The 14,203-nt window shown below is 38.6% G+C and carries 12 protein-coding genes and 1 pseudogene; 4 read left to right on the top strand and 9 right to left on the bottom strand.

Annotated elements, in window-relative coordinates:
- Window positions 1-132 precede the first annotated feature (132 nt).
- Together ACERJO_RS06255 and ACERJO_RS06250 are read right to left on the bottom strand one after the other, a co-directional pair.
- Window positions 133-1,293, bottom strand: coding sequence for a cation:proton antiporter (locus tag ACERJO_RS06255; protein ID WP_373646934.1), 1,161 nt, complete (start codon window positions 1,291-1,293; stop codon window positions 133-135).
- Window position 1,294: 1 nt separating this feature from the next.
- Window positions 1,295-1,795: a TrkA C-terminal domain-containing protein gene (locus ACERJO_RS06250; protein WP_373646933.1), complete on the bottom strand. Its 501-nt coding sequence runs from the start codon at window positions 1,793-1,795 to the stop codon at window positions 1,295-1,297.
- A 151-nt stretch (window positions 1,796-1,946) separates the two neighbouring features.
- Here ACERJO_RS06250 and ACERJO_RS06245 point away from each other — a divergent pair, with 151 nt between their 5' ends.
- Complete coding sequence (locus tag ACERJO_RS06245) at window positions 1,947-3,026, top strand: DNA alkylation repair protein (protein WP_373646932.1); 1,080 nt, start codon at window positions 1,947-1,949, stop codon at window positions 3,024-3,026.
- 64 nt (window positions 3,027-3,090) lie between these two features.
- Here ACERJO_RS06245 and truA read toward each other — a convergent pair whose 3' ends face one another.
- The gene (truA, locus tag ACERJO_RS06240) at window positions 3,091-3,825 is read right to left on the bottom strand and encodes a tRNA pseudouridine(38-40) synthase TruA (protein ID WP_373646931.1); all 735 of its coding nucleotides are present in this window, start codon (window positions 3,823-3,825) and stop codon (window positions 3,091-3,093) included.
- A 239-nt stretch (window positions 3,826-4,064) separates the two neighbouring features.
- Here truA and ACERJO_RS06235 point away from each other — a divergent pair, with 239 nt between their 5' ends.
- Both ACERJO_RS06235 and ACERJO_RS06230 read left to right on the top strand, forming a co-directional pair.
- Window positions 4,065-4,922, top strand: a complete 858-nt coding sequence (locus ACERJO_RS06235) for a VOC family protein (protein WP_373646930.1) — start codon at window positions 4,065-4,067, stop codon at window positions 4,920-4,922.
- Between the two features lie 229 nt (window positions 4,923-5,151).
- Window positions 5,152-6,633 carry a hypothetical protein gene (locus tag ACERJO_RS06230; RefSeq protein WP_373646929.1) on the top strand — a complete coding sequence of 494 codons (1,482 nt, stop codon included), beginning with the start codon at window positions 5,152-5,154 and terminating at the stop codon, window positions 6,631-6,633.
- Between the two features lie 128 nt (window positions 6,634-6,761).
- Here ACERJO_RS06230 and ACERJO_RS06225 read toward each other — a convergent pair.
- Window positions 6,762-7,280 (bottom strand): annotated as a pseudogene (locus ACERJO_RS06225) (transposase); the annotation flags it as partial.
- Window positions 7,281-7,988: 708 nt separating this feature from the next.
- Here ACERJO_RS06225 and ACERJO_RS06220 point away from each other — a divergent pair.
- Window positions 7,989-8,972, top strand: a complete 984-nt coding sequence (locus ACERJO_RS06220) for a BMQ_0737 family morphogenetic spore coat protein (protein ID WP_247105896.1) — start codon at window positions 7,989-7,991, stop codon at window positions 8,970-8,972.
- 20 nt (window positions 8,973-8,992) lie between these two features.
- Here the strand turns inward: ACERJO_RS06220 and ACERJO_RS06215 are convergent, their stop codons facing one another.
- From ACERJO_RS06215 to ACERJO_RS06195, 5 genes are all read right to left on the bottom strand, one after another.
- The gene (locus tag ACERJO_RS06215) at window positions 8,993-9,976 is read right to left on the bottom strand and encodes a BclA C-terminal domain-containing protein (protein WP_373646928.1); all 984 of its coding nucleotides are present in this window, start codon (window positions 9,974-9,976) and stop codon (window positions 8,993-8,995) included.
- Between the two features lie 48 nt (window positions 9,977-10,024).
- The gene (locus ACERJO_RS06210) at window positions 10,025-10,414 is read right to left on the bottom strand and encodes an S-Ena type endospore appendage (RefSeq protein WP_373646927.1); all 390 of its coding nucleotides are present in this window, start codon (window positions 10,412-10,414) and stop codon (window positions 10,025-10,027) included.
- Between the two features lie 140 nt (window positions 10,415-10,554).
- Window positions 10,555-11,736 (bottom strand): MFS transporter, encoded by a 1,182-nt coding sequence (locus ACERJO_RS06205; protein ID WP_373646926.1) that lies wholly within the window; start codon window positions 11,734-11,736, stop codon window positions 10,555-10,557.
- On the bottom strand, window positions 11,729-12,214 hold the full coding sequence (locus ACERJO_RS06200; RefSeq protein WP_247105892.1) for a MarR family winged helix-turn-helix transcriptional regulator: 486 nt from the start codon (window positions 12,212-12,214) through the stop codon (window positions 11,729-11,731). The genes ACERJO_RS06205 and ACERJO_RS06200 overlap by 8 nt, the downstream gene beginning before the upstream one ends.
- A 286-nt stretch (window positions 12,215-12,500) precedes the next feature.
- Window positions 12,501-13,967, bottom strand: a complete 1,467-nt coding sequence (locus ACERJO_RS06195; RefSeq protein WP_373646925.1) for a gluconokinase — start codon at window positions 13,965-13,967, stop codon at window positions 12,501-12,503.
- Between the last annotated feature and the right edge of the window lie 236 nt (window positions 13,968-14,203).

Raw genomic sequence — 14,203 nt, 5'->3', positions numbered from 1 at the left:
TTTCTGTTGATGACACTGAAGGATAGGTGTTCCGTTAGTGCAAGGTTCATGGCAACAAAAACAAGCATAGCCTGCATACAAAACATTCTGCAAAGTGCACCATAAAACTAGCTCTTTAAATTATTTTAATTCCTAGTCCAGAACGATCTTTTTCTTGTCTTTTTGCTTCATCAATTTCTTTGAAATCACAGGAGCAAATTGAAAGAGTAATATACCAATCATCGCTGAAATGAGTATAAAGATACTACTAAAGGCTTGTATCATTCCAGTTGCTAGTGTAGCGATAATAATTGAGAACTCTCCTCTTTGTGTAAGCGAAAAGCCCGCTCTTAAGGCAACTTTTTTGGACAATCCATACCATTGCCCTCCAAAGTAACCAACAACCAGCTTAGCTATAATCGACCATACAATTAACGTGATCAAAAGTGGAACCATCGGTATCCCTTCGCTAAAGGTGATCGTTGTACCAAAGTATAAAAAGAACAGAGGCAATAATAGGTCGCGCGCTCGAAAGACTAGCTCTTCCAACTCATGTGTTCGTCTAGCTTCAGCTAGCATTATTCCAGCAAGGAAAGCTCCTAACACCTCAGATAGATCCAAATACAGCGCTAAACCACCATATGCTAGAGCTAAACCAATGACAAATAGAAGGAAAACCTCATGATTCATATAGCGATCAAATACCGGTCCCAGTTTACTAAATAGAAAGCGTCCTAATATAAGAGCACCAGCAATTAGAGCGAACACTTTAATAAACAAAAGCGACATAGAAGAGTATGTAATTGCGGTACCAGCTGTTAAACCAACAAGAATCGCAACAAGAATCGGCGCAACTAAATCTTCAAATATGAGAAGCCCCAGCATAAACTCTGATTCTGGATTAGCCATTCTTTTAGAACTTTCAAGCATTTTAGCCGTAATCGAGGAGCTTGTTGCGTACGCAACTCCACCAATGATTAAAGAAGGTATAACCTCTAGCCCCATTAATAGGCAAATCGCAACTGTAACACCAAAACATAAAATTACGTCTAATACTCCTGCAGACATTACTTTTTTCGCAACATTTAGTAATTGTTTAATAGGAAACTCCATTCCAAGCATAAAGAATAGTAGAACAATCCCAATTTCACCAGCGAGATGCAACAAATGTGTATCCGTTATATAGCTAGCAACGACAATTCCCGCCAAAATATAGAAAACGACATTAGGAACCTTCAGCTTCAAGCCCACAAAACCTGCAACAAATAATATAAGAAGTAACAGACCTGCTGCTAATAATTCTGGAAACCCCATGTTATTGTTCCTTTCCTTCACAAATTAATTCAAATTCATCGACCGCGCTCTTCTTCCCGACAATCATAATTGTATCGCCTCGTTCAATTAGATCATCCTCTGCTAAATCGACGATAAAGTCATCCCCCTTAAAAATACCGATAATAGTCCCACCTAGTGGAACTAACTTTTTTACCTCATAGAACTTCATCCCGACTACTTTGGACTTTTTTGGAACGTCTACCCATTCAACAATGACATCTTTTCGAGCCATCTTTAACTTCTCAAGCTTGTCACTTTCTAATGGATTAAATGTAGCACCGAGTAATTGCGCACCTATTTGCTTCGTTTCTTCAGAAGATAAATTAAAAGTAAAAATCGCCTCGTCATCATCACGGTTCTCAAAAAAATACAGCTCTCGTTTCCCAGTATAATGTATAATGATAGCCATCATTTGATCGTCACCATTAATAAAGGTAATTTTCTTTCCGACACCTGGCAAACTAGACATATTCATTTCCATTCCAATCACTCTCCCTCATCTCTCTTTTATTCCTTGTATAAATATGATTTATTATACAACGATCTAATTGACTTCTCCATTCTCAGCCCTTAATCTATATACTCCTACATTCAATTCGGCTACAATTAAACTATGAGAAGGAGGCACCCCAATGGCTGAACCACTTAAGAACATGTACAACGAAACATTCTTTCGACTATTCTCAGAAAAAGTATTAAGCGTATATCCCTCTTTTCAATCTGATACGTTTTTGAAGCTCATTTTTAATGAGGAGTGGGATACTAAAGAACTGAAGCAGCGAATCCGTCATATAAGTGAATGCTTAGCTGAGACCCTTCCAAAGGGTTATTCAAATGCTCTTGCCATTCTTCAAAAGCTCGCACCTACTTGTCGTGGATTTGAATACTTATTCTTCCCCGATTTCGTCGAAAGGTACGGACTTCATTCGCGTGAAGAGTCTCTTCATGCTCTTAAAGAATTGACATCCTCTTCCTCAGCAGAGTTTGCGATTCGTCCATTTATTGAAGCTCACCCTGAAGAAACGATGGCCCTTCTGCTGAAATGGGCTACCAATTCGAATGAGCATGTACGGCGACTTGCAAGCGAAGGCTGTCGCCCACGTCTACCGTGGGCTAAACCACTAACGATATTTAAGAAGGACCCATCGCTTATTATCCCTATTTTACAAGCACTTAAAGAGGATGAAAGTGAGTATGTGAGGAAAAGTGTCGCTAATAATCTCAATGATATTGCCAAAGACCATCCCGCTATAGTAAAGGAGATTTGTTTACAATGGAGAGGGCAGCACCCTCACACTGATTGGATTTTAAAGCACGGCTGCCGCACGTTACTTAGGAAAGCAGATCCTGACATACTAGAATTATTCGGATTTGAACGTCAGCCGCATGTACTAATAGAGGCGCTCACTCTTTCTCAGACATCGATACAACGCGGTGAAAGCCTCACCTTCATATTTCAATTGAAAAATGAGACAAGTACACCATACAAATTAAGGATTGAATACGGAATAGATTTCGTTAAAGCGCGTGGGAAGACGTCGAGGAAGCTATTTAAAATAACAGAAAACACTTATCAAAAGGGGAGCTACTCCTTTGAACGAAACCATTCGTTTAAAGATTTATCAACGAGAAAGCATTATCCAGGGGAGCACTATATCGTTATCATTATTAACGGTGATGAATATGCTCGTTCAACTATCATGCTAACATAATCCTCAATCAGCAACAGGCGTTCCTTGAAAGAGTTAAACTTCCACGGAACGCTTATTTGTATGACTAAAATTCAATTTTCTCCAAATGCAATCCTTGAGCCTCGGCAAAACCTGCACGACTTCGGTCTTTCGTTTGAAGAATATTAGCTACCTCTCTGGCCTGCTTCTCTCCTAACCCGACTTCGATTAAGGTCCCGACCATTTTTCGAACCATATGATATAGAAAGCCATCTCCGATTATTCGAATTGATATTAATCCCTCCATCTCATCAATATCGATCGACCGAATCGTTCGTTTCATTGATTTCTTTTTCGACTTCGCATTTGAAAAAGCAGTAAAGTCATGATTTCCTAGAAAGCTCGTACTCGCTTTCTTCATTTCCTCTAGGTTTAATCGATCATTGACATGCATGCTGAACTTTCTTAAGAATGGATTCGTATAGCTTTTGTTCCATATCTGGTATAAATACGTTTTATCCTTTGCATGATAGCGAGCATGAAAACGATCATCGACTTTTTTTACTTCAACAACGCTAATATCATGAGGTAAATATTGGTTAACATAATGTTGTAGCTCTTCGGTAGAAAAGAGTTTACTCAATTTAACATTAGCAACTTGTCCGTAAGCATGGACCCCTGCATCCGTTCGACTACTTCCAACAATCTCGATCTCTCTGCCTTCTAATTTTGTTAAAACTAGCTCAATCTTTCCTTGAATTGTATTCTCTTGATTTCCTAACCTTTGCCAGCCTTTATATCGTGCTCCATCATATTGAATCACCAACTTGTAATTATTCATGTATGGTACTCCTTCATTATTCATTTCCTGTTCATGTGTGTATCATATCATCCTCATATAGGAAATACGAACAAGGGAAGCACTAAAAAAGTGTGGTTTTTAACTTTTTTGGTGCCCTTTAAGCAATAAATCGTCCAAAAAAATGATATGACATTAAACTATTAAGCATAAAATTAGATTTTGCATCTTCTATTATAATAAAATGATATCAAATACAATGAATTTTAAGGAGAATGAATATGAATTTCCATACAGCTCCACACACATTTGTGAGTGCCGTTCATTTACTTGTAGAAGATCTTGAGCGTTCTTTCACCTTCTATACAGAGCTTCTAGGCTTCACCCTTTTTGATAAAAGTGACAATCAAATTCGTTTAACAGCAGACAACTTACACCCAATATTGACCATTGAACAACCTAAACATATTAAACCGAAAGTTCGACGAACAACCGGTCTTTATCACTTTGCAATCCTTTTACCAAGACGGTCTGATTTAGCTAAGTCTGTTCTTCATTTGAGTAACAACCAGTGGCCGATTGCCTCCTCCGATCATCATGTAAGTGAAGCTATTTACTTATCTGATCCTGACGGAAATGGAATTGAACTTTATACGGACCGTGACCCAGCTTTGTGGCAATGGCAGAAAGAACAAGTCCATATGACGGTTGATCCACTTGATTTTGAAAGCTTATTATCAGAAATACATGAAGATACGGAGTGGAGTAGTATTCCTCCTGAAACCGTAATAGGCCATATTCATTTACACGTTTCTCATTTAGACGAAGCCGAACGATTTTATCGTGATGCTTTAGGGTTTGATGTCGTTTGTCGCTACGGTGCACAAGCTAGCTTTCTCTCGACCGGAAAGTATCACCACCACATTGCTATAAATACATGGGCAGGTATAGGTGCACCGACACCTGTGCGAAATGAAGTAGGCTTAAAACAATTTACACTTATATACCCCTCAGAAAATGCACGGAGACAAGCCATATATGCTTTACATCAAAAGAGCTTCGAAGTGATTGAGGACAACAAGAAGGTTCTCACGGTCGATCCATCTGGTCAGACAATTGAATTAGACATCCTTAAATAATCAGCTATTTTGTACAAGTCTTTTGTACTACTCTTCTTTTTTTCCTTTGAAAACGCAGTTTTTTTTCTTGGTAATCATTACTTTCGATATGGCATTTTTCATCAAACAACCTACTTTATTCCTGTAATTTACCTCCTTTGATTTCGTAAAAAATGATTCTCACTTCCTACGATTTTTATGAGACAATAACAAACGTATTTTGATTACCAAGAAAAGGTGTGATTGTATAATGAGAGAAAAAAAAGCTAAGTTTGGTTTGGGGATTGGTATTGGCGTTGTTGCCATCTTTTTAATTGGCGGTCTTATTGTTTATTCATTCTTGTCATCACCAGAAGTAAAGCTAGCCAACGGTCTACAAAACTTGCTGAATGAAGATCGTGTTCAAGTCGAAAGTGAGTTTGATTTAAGCTACGACTTTGACTTCGATGAAGTATTGAGTGATCCTTACATAGGGGAAATGGATGAATTTGCATTTAATCTCGTTGAAGAGCTATTTAATAGTCTTTCAGGAACAAGCTCTATTATCTATGACAAAGAGTTAGATGTTATGGAAGTGTCTGGAACTTATGGAATTTCAGGTGATATTTCAGGTGAAGATATTTCTTTACACATTCCAATATCTATGTATTTCTCTGGAGAAGAGGACGTTATGGCGATTGATTTAGACCCATATGCGCAATTTATTCCAGATGCCATTGATGTGATTTCTTATAATATTTTACCAAACATTGAAGAAGTTCAAGAGGAATTAGAGCTTATTACAGATGGAGAAGATGTTGGTGACTTCTTCTCAAGAGAATTAAACGATTTATTAGAGCCAACGATTGACTCATTGCTTACTGGTAAACAATTCTCTGATACGTTAGACTTAGATCGCGATCGACTGTTTACACAATTAGAAGATAATGAACGTTATGTTCTTGAATTTGTTTTCGAAAAGATGATTGAGTACCTAGATCAGCAGAATGAACAGGAAATGATCACAGAAGAAGATGGTTGGATTTATGTTAACTTAGATGATCAACTCCTGCTTCAATCCATCTTGTATGCATTTGAAGAGGCTAAAGAAGATGAAGATGTACTCGAAGCTCTTGAGGAAGAAATCGACACTTCCGTTGATACGGCCATTTCAAATATCGAAGAATTTCAAGAAGATATTAGTGGTGAAATAACATTTGACTTTAACATCGGTTTCCTCATCGAAAGAGGGCAAATTGTACAGAGCGTCACAACGTCTACATTCTCATTTGAAGAAGACGGTGTCTCCTTTACAGGTTCCTCAACTGTAAACAGTGACTACCTATATGGGGATCAAGCTGCATTTTCTTTCTACGATGCAGATCGGGATGAGCTAAGCGAAGCCGACATGGAACAATATTTCTATGACCTAGAAATGCAAATTGAATCACGTCTTGATGACATTTATGCTGATCTTTTTGAAGACATGTACTATGACGAAGAGTTTGACTGGGAAGCAGAGTGGGATGAAGATTATGAATTAGATTGGGATTACGACGAAAGCTATTACGATGAATACTATGACTATGAGCTAACGGAAGAAGAACTTGAGTTAATTGAATCCATCGAATCGCAAAGCGTTTCTCATGAAGATTTTGATGTCTCTGAAGAAGAAATGTACTATTGGGTACTTGATCTTGAAATTGAAGGCTTTGTAGAGTTTGGTACAGCGGATTATTACTATCCTGAATAAATCTACAGTCTAATGAATACGAAGCCACTGAAAAACTTCTGTTTTTCGTGCTAATAAGATTTTAATTAAAAAGAAAAGGCAAATTCCCTCCATTTTCGGATGAGAATTGCCTTTTCTTTTGCTACTTGTTACTCTTTTTCATTCAAAAGCTTTATTATTCTCTTGGGATTCACCGCAAATATCGTGGTAGCAGCTTGAATTTGCATACCAAACAGACCCGAGGATGATGCAATTTTTAACCCGTGTCTATTTTTTGCTTCTATTTTATAACGTGACTTTGCCATTTCTTTAAACTCTTCTGTTTGTTGAAAAGCTTCTTGATCAGAATGTTCCTCTGATTTAATCGTCACATAATACGATTTTGTTTTTGCTCCTTTTCTATAACACCCTTCTTGAAATGGACAGATTTGGCACTTTTCAACATCAAATAAGTATCGGACTCGTGGATTCGTACCTTTCCCTTTTCGTTCATCATGTAGCCATATGTCCAGCTTTACAAACATACATACATCCCGGCATCTTTATTAATTAAATTCGAATTCATCATTTTTTCGTGTTCCATGTGTAATGATAGGATGTAGTTTGGAAACAAGGTTCATGTTATTTGTTTTTGCAAATAACATATTGTCTTTTTCAGAGTAGGCTGTTAAATACCCATATATGGACTGAGTGTTATTGTTTCTTCATTTGATTCACCTGCATCTATGTACTACCTAAATGATAAAATAAAATGACAGGGAAGTGTTTGATAAAATGAAACTTCAAACTGTAGATAAAAGGCCTTTGAGTCTCATTTCTCAAAGGTCTTTTTAGACGATTTCTCTTATTTTCTTTTTATCGTTGAAGAGTAGGGGATGTCTATCTTACCTCACAACAAAGCGGACGGGATGGGAGGGCCGACTCCTGCAGGAGGGAAGGGCAGGTTGAAATCCACCGGCGCAGACGGTTAGTTCAACGCCCGCCTGCGGAAAGCGTGCCCCCCATCCCGGGAGCGAGGGGCAAAGCTCCCTTTCAAGTCCGAAGTAAACGAGCACTTTTTCAGTGGCCTCATGAATACAGAGGCTGGGACATCATAAAAGTGTTAAATTGAAAAGAAGGAACAATATAAGAATGTAGCATGAAATGTACACATGTGCACCACTATATATTTATTCGTATTCTTTATTAAAGCACTTTTGTCTCGGCCTCTTTTCCTCTTAATTTGTTTTATACTCTATTTACTTCTCAAACTACTAACGAAGATTACTTCCTTAAACCATTTATAGACATTTATCTCCTTCATTTTTTTATCACCAGAATAGGCACCTGCCCATATGATGTAAATGTATTTAACTTAAACAGGGAGTGGAGTCGTCATGCTTCAAATTTCTGAGAACCAACATTCGCATTGTATTCGTGCTGAAAAGGTTTATGATTGGATTCATTATATGGACGAAATCACCAAAAAGAAAGTCATCAAATTGCCCTTAACCCCAACCAAGAAAGTAAAAGATCATATGTGCATCAAATTTAAAGTTAATTGTAACGAAAATTCTCCCACGATTATTTGGAAAGCAATAAATGTAATAAGCACAGTTTCTTTCAGCATACAGGCTTCCTCTGAATCTGCATGCGATTTAGTCGTTATGATCGATGACAAAGAACTAACAACACTTACGCCTGGGCAAACATTTAATGCAACTGCTGGATCTTTAGAACGCATTTCCGTACTTTGTAATAGTAACAGTAACGAAGGAATTTGTTGCGGTGAACTTAATATGTCTATCAATTATCAAATTGGTAAAGAAACATGTTTCAGTGATATAAAGACTTCTCGTTGCTTTCTTTCAAATAAAAAAGGAGAACCCATTCACCTTGACACGGATGTATTAATTTGTAAAGAGGTAAATTGTATAGAAGGAAGAAAATCCACTCTATCCCGTTTGCCTAACGGGAAAGCAATTTATCTTCAAGATGTATTAATACGTAACAAATTTTTTATAACAATTGAACTTTTAAATGCGACAGGAACCATTTTACATTCTTGTACATTTCCAATTGACCATGTAACAACGGTTCAACTTTGCGCCCCAAAAGGGACAAATATTCTATGTAAAGTAACAGAATTTCATTGTCTGTCTTTTATTAAATGTATAAAAAAAGATTGTATTGAAATTTGTTATTCCGTTCAGATATGTAAAGATATTAAAGTTATTTACGAAACAACACTTGACATAAATGGACGCTTGTGTAGTCCTCGTAACCATCAAGACCTAAATCAGCTGTGTACCTTTGAGAAAAAGGCTAGGAAGCAGCCAGACCATTTTTTCCCAATCAAAAATAAAACAGATCCTAGCTAGTAGAACCTGTTTTTCCTATCTTATATTAAATCATCATCTAATCGAATAATCGTAAGTGAAGCTCCTTGCCCACCTTGAAGCGTTGTAACTGTTGCCAATCCAAACAATTCAAGAGAGACTGTATCCCCTGCATTTAGATTCAAAATGATATCTGCGCTATAACTACTTACAGTTAACAATGGGCTACGAGCACTTGCAGCTACTGGGCTTTCATTCACAACTAAACGACTACTTGACAACAAAGCCGCTGTAGCATTTAAGTTATAAGTGATAAAGTACCTACCTTCTAAATTGACTGTAAATACGGTATTTGCCGCATTAACAGTAATATTCCTTAAATTTTGAGCGTTCGGTAAAGGAATTAATGTCCCTCCAAGAATAACAGTAATAGCCGTTCCTTGCGTATTAGCTGCAAAACCTGATGTCTCAGTCACATTTGGCCCTTCTGGTCCTTCTGGTCCCGCTGGTCCCGCTGGTCCTTCTGGTCCCGCTGGCCCTTCTGGTCCTTCTGGTCCCGCTGGTCCCGCTGGTCCTTCTGGTCCCGCTGGTCCTTCTGGTCCTTCTGGTCCCGCTGGTCCCGCTGGTCCTTCTGGTCCTTCTGGTCCCGCTGGTCCTTCTGGTCCTTCTGGTCCCGCTGGTCCTTCTGGTCCTTCTGGTCCTTCTGGTCCTTCTGGTCCTTCTGGTCCCGCTGGTCCCGCTGGTCCTTCTGGTCCTTCTGGTCCTTCTGGTCCTTCTGGTCCCGCTGGTCCCGCTGGTCCTTCTGGTCCCGCTGGTCCCGCTGGCCCTTCTGGTCCTTCTGGTCCCGCTGGTCCTTCTGGTCCCGCTGGTCCTTCTGGTCCTTCTGGTCCCGCTGGTCCTTCTGGTCCTTCTGGTCCCGCTGGTCCTTCTGGTCCTTCTGGTCCTTCTGGTCCCGCTGGTCCTTCTGGTCCCGCTGGTCCCGCTGGTCCCCTAGGTCCTCTAGGCCCTCTTATGCAGCAATTATCATCAAATCCCATATTTGCCATTTCATATTCTCCTCTCATATTCACCATTCTCATTTATTGCATTATTTTTCAATCTTCCGTTTCACAATTCACTTGATATCGCGGAGTTAAACAGATTAAGCCAGAAGCTATATCATCTGGATTGCCTGATGGCACACTAACTTCAATTCTATTAAAACCAGTAGATGTAAACGCAACACTACTCCCTTCAAATACTGTCAAAGGACCACCTACTAACAAATTCCCATCAAAGAATCTAACTGTAACAAAATCTAATTCTCCAGAATCGTAACCAATAAAACCAGACACATGTACATTTTCTAATCCGGTTATTATATAAACATCTTGTGAAATACCTTGAGGTATGCTCCATCCCGTCGTAATTCTATCCTGCATAAACTTACATTCTGAAGTTTTCCTTACACAATGCTTTGTGCAATTGTGACAACCACAACTCATTCACTACACCCCTCTTTCCCGATAATTTATTACAATTATAATTATTAAACAACCAGGAAAACGGGAACGTACAATGCCTATAAAATAAAAGAAATCATCCACTAAAGATGATTTCCGTTAAATTTCTAAACTCTAACCTCTTAACTACCTTTCATATCTTGATTACTTCCATTAATTGTGCTTCGTCTACTACTAGCATGAATAAAAAATACAGTACTGACCAAAAACAAACTCCCCGCTAATAAAAAATACGTAAATCGTATCGATTCATCCCCAACTAATATACCAATACTATCTAATATAATCGGAGACAAAAATTGACCTAGAAAAAGCATACTTGTCACAACCGCCATTGCCTGCACAACTTGAACACGTGGAACTATACGCGTCACATGATCAAATACGGTCGGCATCAATGATCCAAATCCAAACCCCATCAATCCAACACCACAACCAATGATGAACGCATTTGGCGCAAAAGCTATAATCAAAAAACCAATAGCCATTAACAGTAGCATAACCGTATAGAAAAAACGCTGAAATATTCTCTTTATTTGGGCTAATATAAGACCGGCAACGAAACCGGCTGCTGTTCCAGCCGAAATAACCATCCCCGCATTTTGTGAATTGCCGATGCCTTCTTGCTGCATAAATAAAGCCATATTAGATGGTAATGCAAAGAATACTAGTATAATAAAGAACATAGAAGCACCTGTGAAGTAGACACTTTTTGGTAACGGCTCTAATTTCACCTTACTTCCTCGATCAATGAGCTGTTGTTTCGGCAAAAACAACCAGACAATGATCACGGAGACAACAACTAATGTATACACGCTAAACGCCATTCTCCAACTAATCGCTGCCAGAACTCCTGATAATAAAAACAAAACCACACCACCAAGATTATTAACGGCACTTACCTGTCCCATAGTAGTGGTCCGTTCTTGTCCATCAAAGAAATCAGCTACTAACGAGGTCGACAGAGGCATCATTAGACCGACCCCAATTCCTAAAATCGCTCGAAACAATAATAATAACTCAATCGTTGGAACGAGCCCACCACCTAGACCACCAATGAGATAGAAAACCATCCCAATCAGTAAAATAGATTTTTTTGAAAAGCGTCTAGTCAGATGACTTGAGACAAAAATAAAAGGGATAATCATGACTGAAGGCAAGGTTAAAATCAGTTTAATCGTCGTCTCATTTGAATTCGGAAAGGCAAGAGCAATATCACCTAATGCTGGTGAAATAGCAGCTCCAGCCATCACTGTAAGGAGTGATACCGATAAAATCGCTGTTTTGATCAGTTGCTTATTCATTTACTCCCTTCTTTCCATCAAGCTCCTGAAACACTTTATTCGTAGCAGTATTTCTAAAGGAAATTTCCTTAAGCACTCGTTTTGTTGTTACTACATCTTCTTCAGGTATTCCAGCTGTCGCCTCCTCTAACGTTCGCTGGACTAAATTCATTAAATTAACCTGCTGTTCCTTCCCCTTTGTCGTTAAATAAATTCGTTTGCAACGGCCATCTCTCGGATCCTTCTTCCGATCAATCAGTTGTCGATTTAACATATTTCGAATCAGCCTAGACATGCTTGCCTGATCTCTTCCTGTCCGTTCAGCTAACTCTAATTGTGTCAATCCATCTCGATTCCATAGCTGAACTAAAACCGTCCAATGCTCTGTTGTCGCATCAAACCCATTTTCAGTAAACGTACGTTGCACACTATTAGACAAAGATCTCCCTGCCATTGAGACAAGAAATCCTAACGCATCTTCTAATCGATATGTATTCATCTTTTCAACACCTCAAACGTAGCATACTAGCAAAATACTTGTTTATGCAAGTACTTTGCTTGCATAAGTAAACCGTGCAATTCCCTTCTCTGAGTACCTTAATTAGACTTCATTGCCAATTGTAAACTCTATACTCTGAAAAAAATAGGAGGCTGAGACAAAAGTATTTTCATAAATGAGAAGCCGAACAAATACACAGCTGTGCCCATAAACCGCTCCTGAATGTTCGGATTCTCAGCTAAACACTTTTGTTATGTTCCCGACTCACCTCTCAGACGATCATCCTCTAAATGAAATGCTTGCCTAAATCTTTTCCAATCACACAAAAGCGCTCAAAAGCCTTTTGATACGCTTGATGCCGTTCAAGGTCTGGCACAACGACTTCCTTCAACTGAATCGTCTCTTTAATCTCTTTAAAGGAGTTCACTCTACCAATACCGACTAAAGCTGTCCAAGCCCCTCCCCATGCAGCGCTATGATGCGTATCTAATACATAAATGTTCTTCCCAAAAACATCGGCTACCATTTGAATCCAAAAGGACGATCGTGACAAGCCTCCATTCACATAAATTTTTTTCGACTCTCCCGCCATTTCTACAAGCGATTGCTCAATTTGATATAAATTTAAAGTGATTCCTTCAAGAACGGCACGAACGAGATGATGCTGTTTATGAGTCATACTTAATCCAAAGAAATTCCCTTTTGCTTTCTGATTCCATAATGGAGCTCTCTCCCCATTAACGTATGGAAAAAACAATAATCCATCTGACCCTACTTCAGCCTTACTCGCTTCGTGGATCAACTCCTCCATACTTCCATCATATTCAAGCAACTCCTTTAACCATTGTAAAACAATTCCTCCATTATTAGTCGGTCCACCAATAATTGCAGTTCGTTTATCAAAGGCATACGTGAATGTTTCTAGTCGCTTATTTATTTTCACACCATCTATGAATTGTCGAATTGCACCACTTGTCCCAACAGAAATAGCCACTTCACCAGGTGAAATCGCACCGCTTCCTAAGTTAGCTAGTTGACCATCCGCAGAGCCAATGACACACGGAACACCTTCTAACAATGGGATTTTAGTATCTGACCATTGCGTAATCACTTTTGTTGGTTCCACAATTGTTGACAGCTGTTCTCTTTTTACACCAACTAACGTTAATAAATCATCATCCCAATCATACGTATGTATATTAAAGAGGCCAGTAGCTGAAGCCATTGCGTAGTCAACAACTCTTTCTCCAAACCATCTATATAGCAAAAATTCTTTAATCGACATAAAATAGGAAGACTTTACGTAAGGAACATAATTCGTTTTCTTCATCCACAATAATTTCATGAAAGGGGTCATCGGGTGAATTGGTGTACCTGTTTTTGCAAAAATATTTGCACCATTCGTTTTCATGATATCTTCCGCCTGCTCACTACTTCTTCCATCGGCCCATATGATCGCATTCGTCAGTGGGTTCATCTGTTCATCCAGGCATATAAGTGAGTGCATCGCACAGGAAAAACCAACCGTCAACACCTCCCCCTCATGAACGTTTGCTTTATGCAATATTTCACTCATAGCTTGTTCTGAAAACATGGCAATTTGTTCAGGGTCTTGCTCCACCCAGTTATCATTTAAATACTTAGATTCAATCAATTTCTCCATTTCTGCAATAAGCTTCCCATTCACTGTGAATAAAACCGCTTTCACACTTGTTGTTCCTAAATCCAAACCAATGACTAACTCTCTTGACATATTCTTTTTCTCCTATCCATTCTGTTTTCCTTCTTTTATACTAACATGAACTGATTTGATCTTGGAGGCTGATTTATAGGAATAATATTTTTAGAATTATCGGTAGGAAGGATTATAAAATGTATTACAAACTTTGTACAATTGCTTGAATGTCTTGACGCCTACTTAATCGAATGTTACTTTTAGCAATAACAAGTGGTTTTCTGACCTTAAATCAAATTATACTTTTATTAAAA

The organism is Halalkalibacter sp. AB-rgal2, assembly GCF_041821005.1.
Lineage (GTDB): Bacteria > Bacillota > Bacilli > Bacillales > Bacillaceae_D > Halalkalibacter.
This window is presented reverse-complemented; position numbering and strand designations above follow the sequence as displayed.

What these genes read in the sequence shown, in the direction of transcription:
- ACERJO_RS06255 (WP_373646934.1), bottom strand. Translation starts at nt 1,293, where the DNA reads ATGGGGTTTCCAGAATTATTAGCAGCAGGTCTGTTACTTCTTATATTA.
- ACERJO_RS06250 (WP_373646933.1), bottom strand. Translation starts at nt 1,795, where the DNA reads ATGGAAATGAATATGTCTAGTTTGCCAGGTGTCGGAAAGAAAATTACC.
- ACERJO_RS06245 (WP_373646932.1), top strand. Translation starts at nt 1,947, where the DNA reads ATGGCTGAACCACTTAAGAACATGTACAACGAAACATTCTTTCGACTA.
- truA (WP_373646931.1), bottom strand. Translation starts at nt 3,825, where the DNA reads ATGAATAATTACAAGTTGGTGATTCAATATGATGGAGCACGATATAAA.
- ACERJO_RS06235 (WP_373646930.1), top strand. Translation starts at nt 4,065, where the DNA reads ATGAATTTCCATACAGCTCCACACACATTTGTGAGTGCCGTTCATTTA.
- ACERJO_RS06230 (WP_373646929.1), top strand. Translation starts at nt 5,152, where the DNA reads ATGAGAGAAAAAAAAGCTAAGTTTGGTTTGGGGATTGGTATTGGCGTT.
- ACERJO_RS06220 (WP_247105896.1), top strand. Translation starts at nt 7,989, where the DNA reads ATGCTTCAAATTTCTGAGAACCAACATTCGCATTGTATTCGTGCTGAA.
- ACERJO_RS06215 (WP_373646928.1), bottom strand. Translation starts at nt 9,976, where the DNA reads ATGGCAAATATGGGATTTGATGATAATTGCTGCATAAGAGGGCCTAGA.
- ACERJO_RS06210 (WP_373646927.1), bottom strand. Translation starts at nt 10,414, where the DNA reads ATGAGTTGTGGTTGTCACAATTGCACAAAGCATTGTGTAAGGAAAACT.
- ACERJO_RS06205 (WP_373646926.1), bottom strand. Translation starts at nt 11,736, where the DNA reads ATGAATAAGCAACTGATCAAAACAGCGATTTTATCGGTATCACTCCTT.
- ACERJO_RS06200 (WP_247105892.1), bottom strand. Translation starts at nt 12,214, where the DNA reads ATGAATACATATCGATTAGAAGATGCGTTAGGATTTCTTGTCTCAATG.
- ACERJO_RS06195 (WP_373646925.1), bottom strand. Translation starts at nt 13,967, where the DNA reads ATGTCAAGAGAGTTAGTCATTGGTTTGGATTTAGGAACAACAAGTGTG.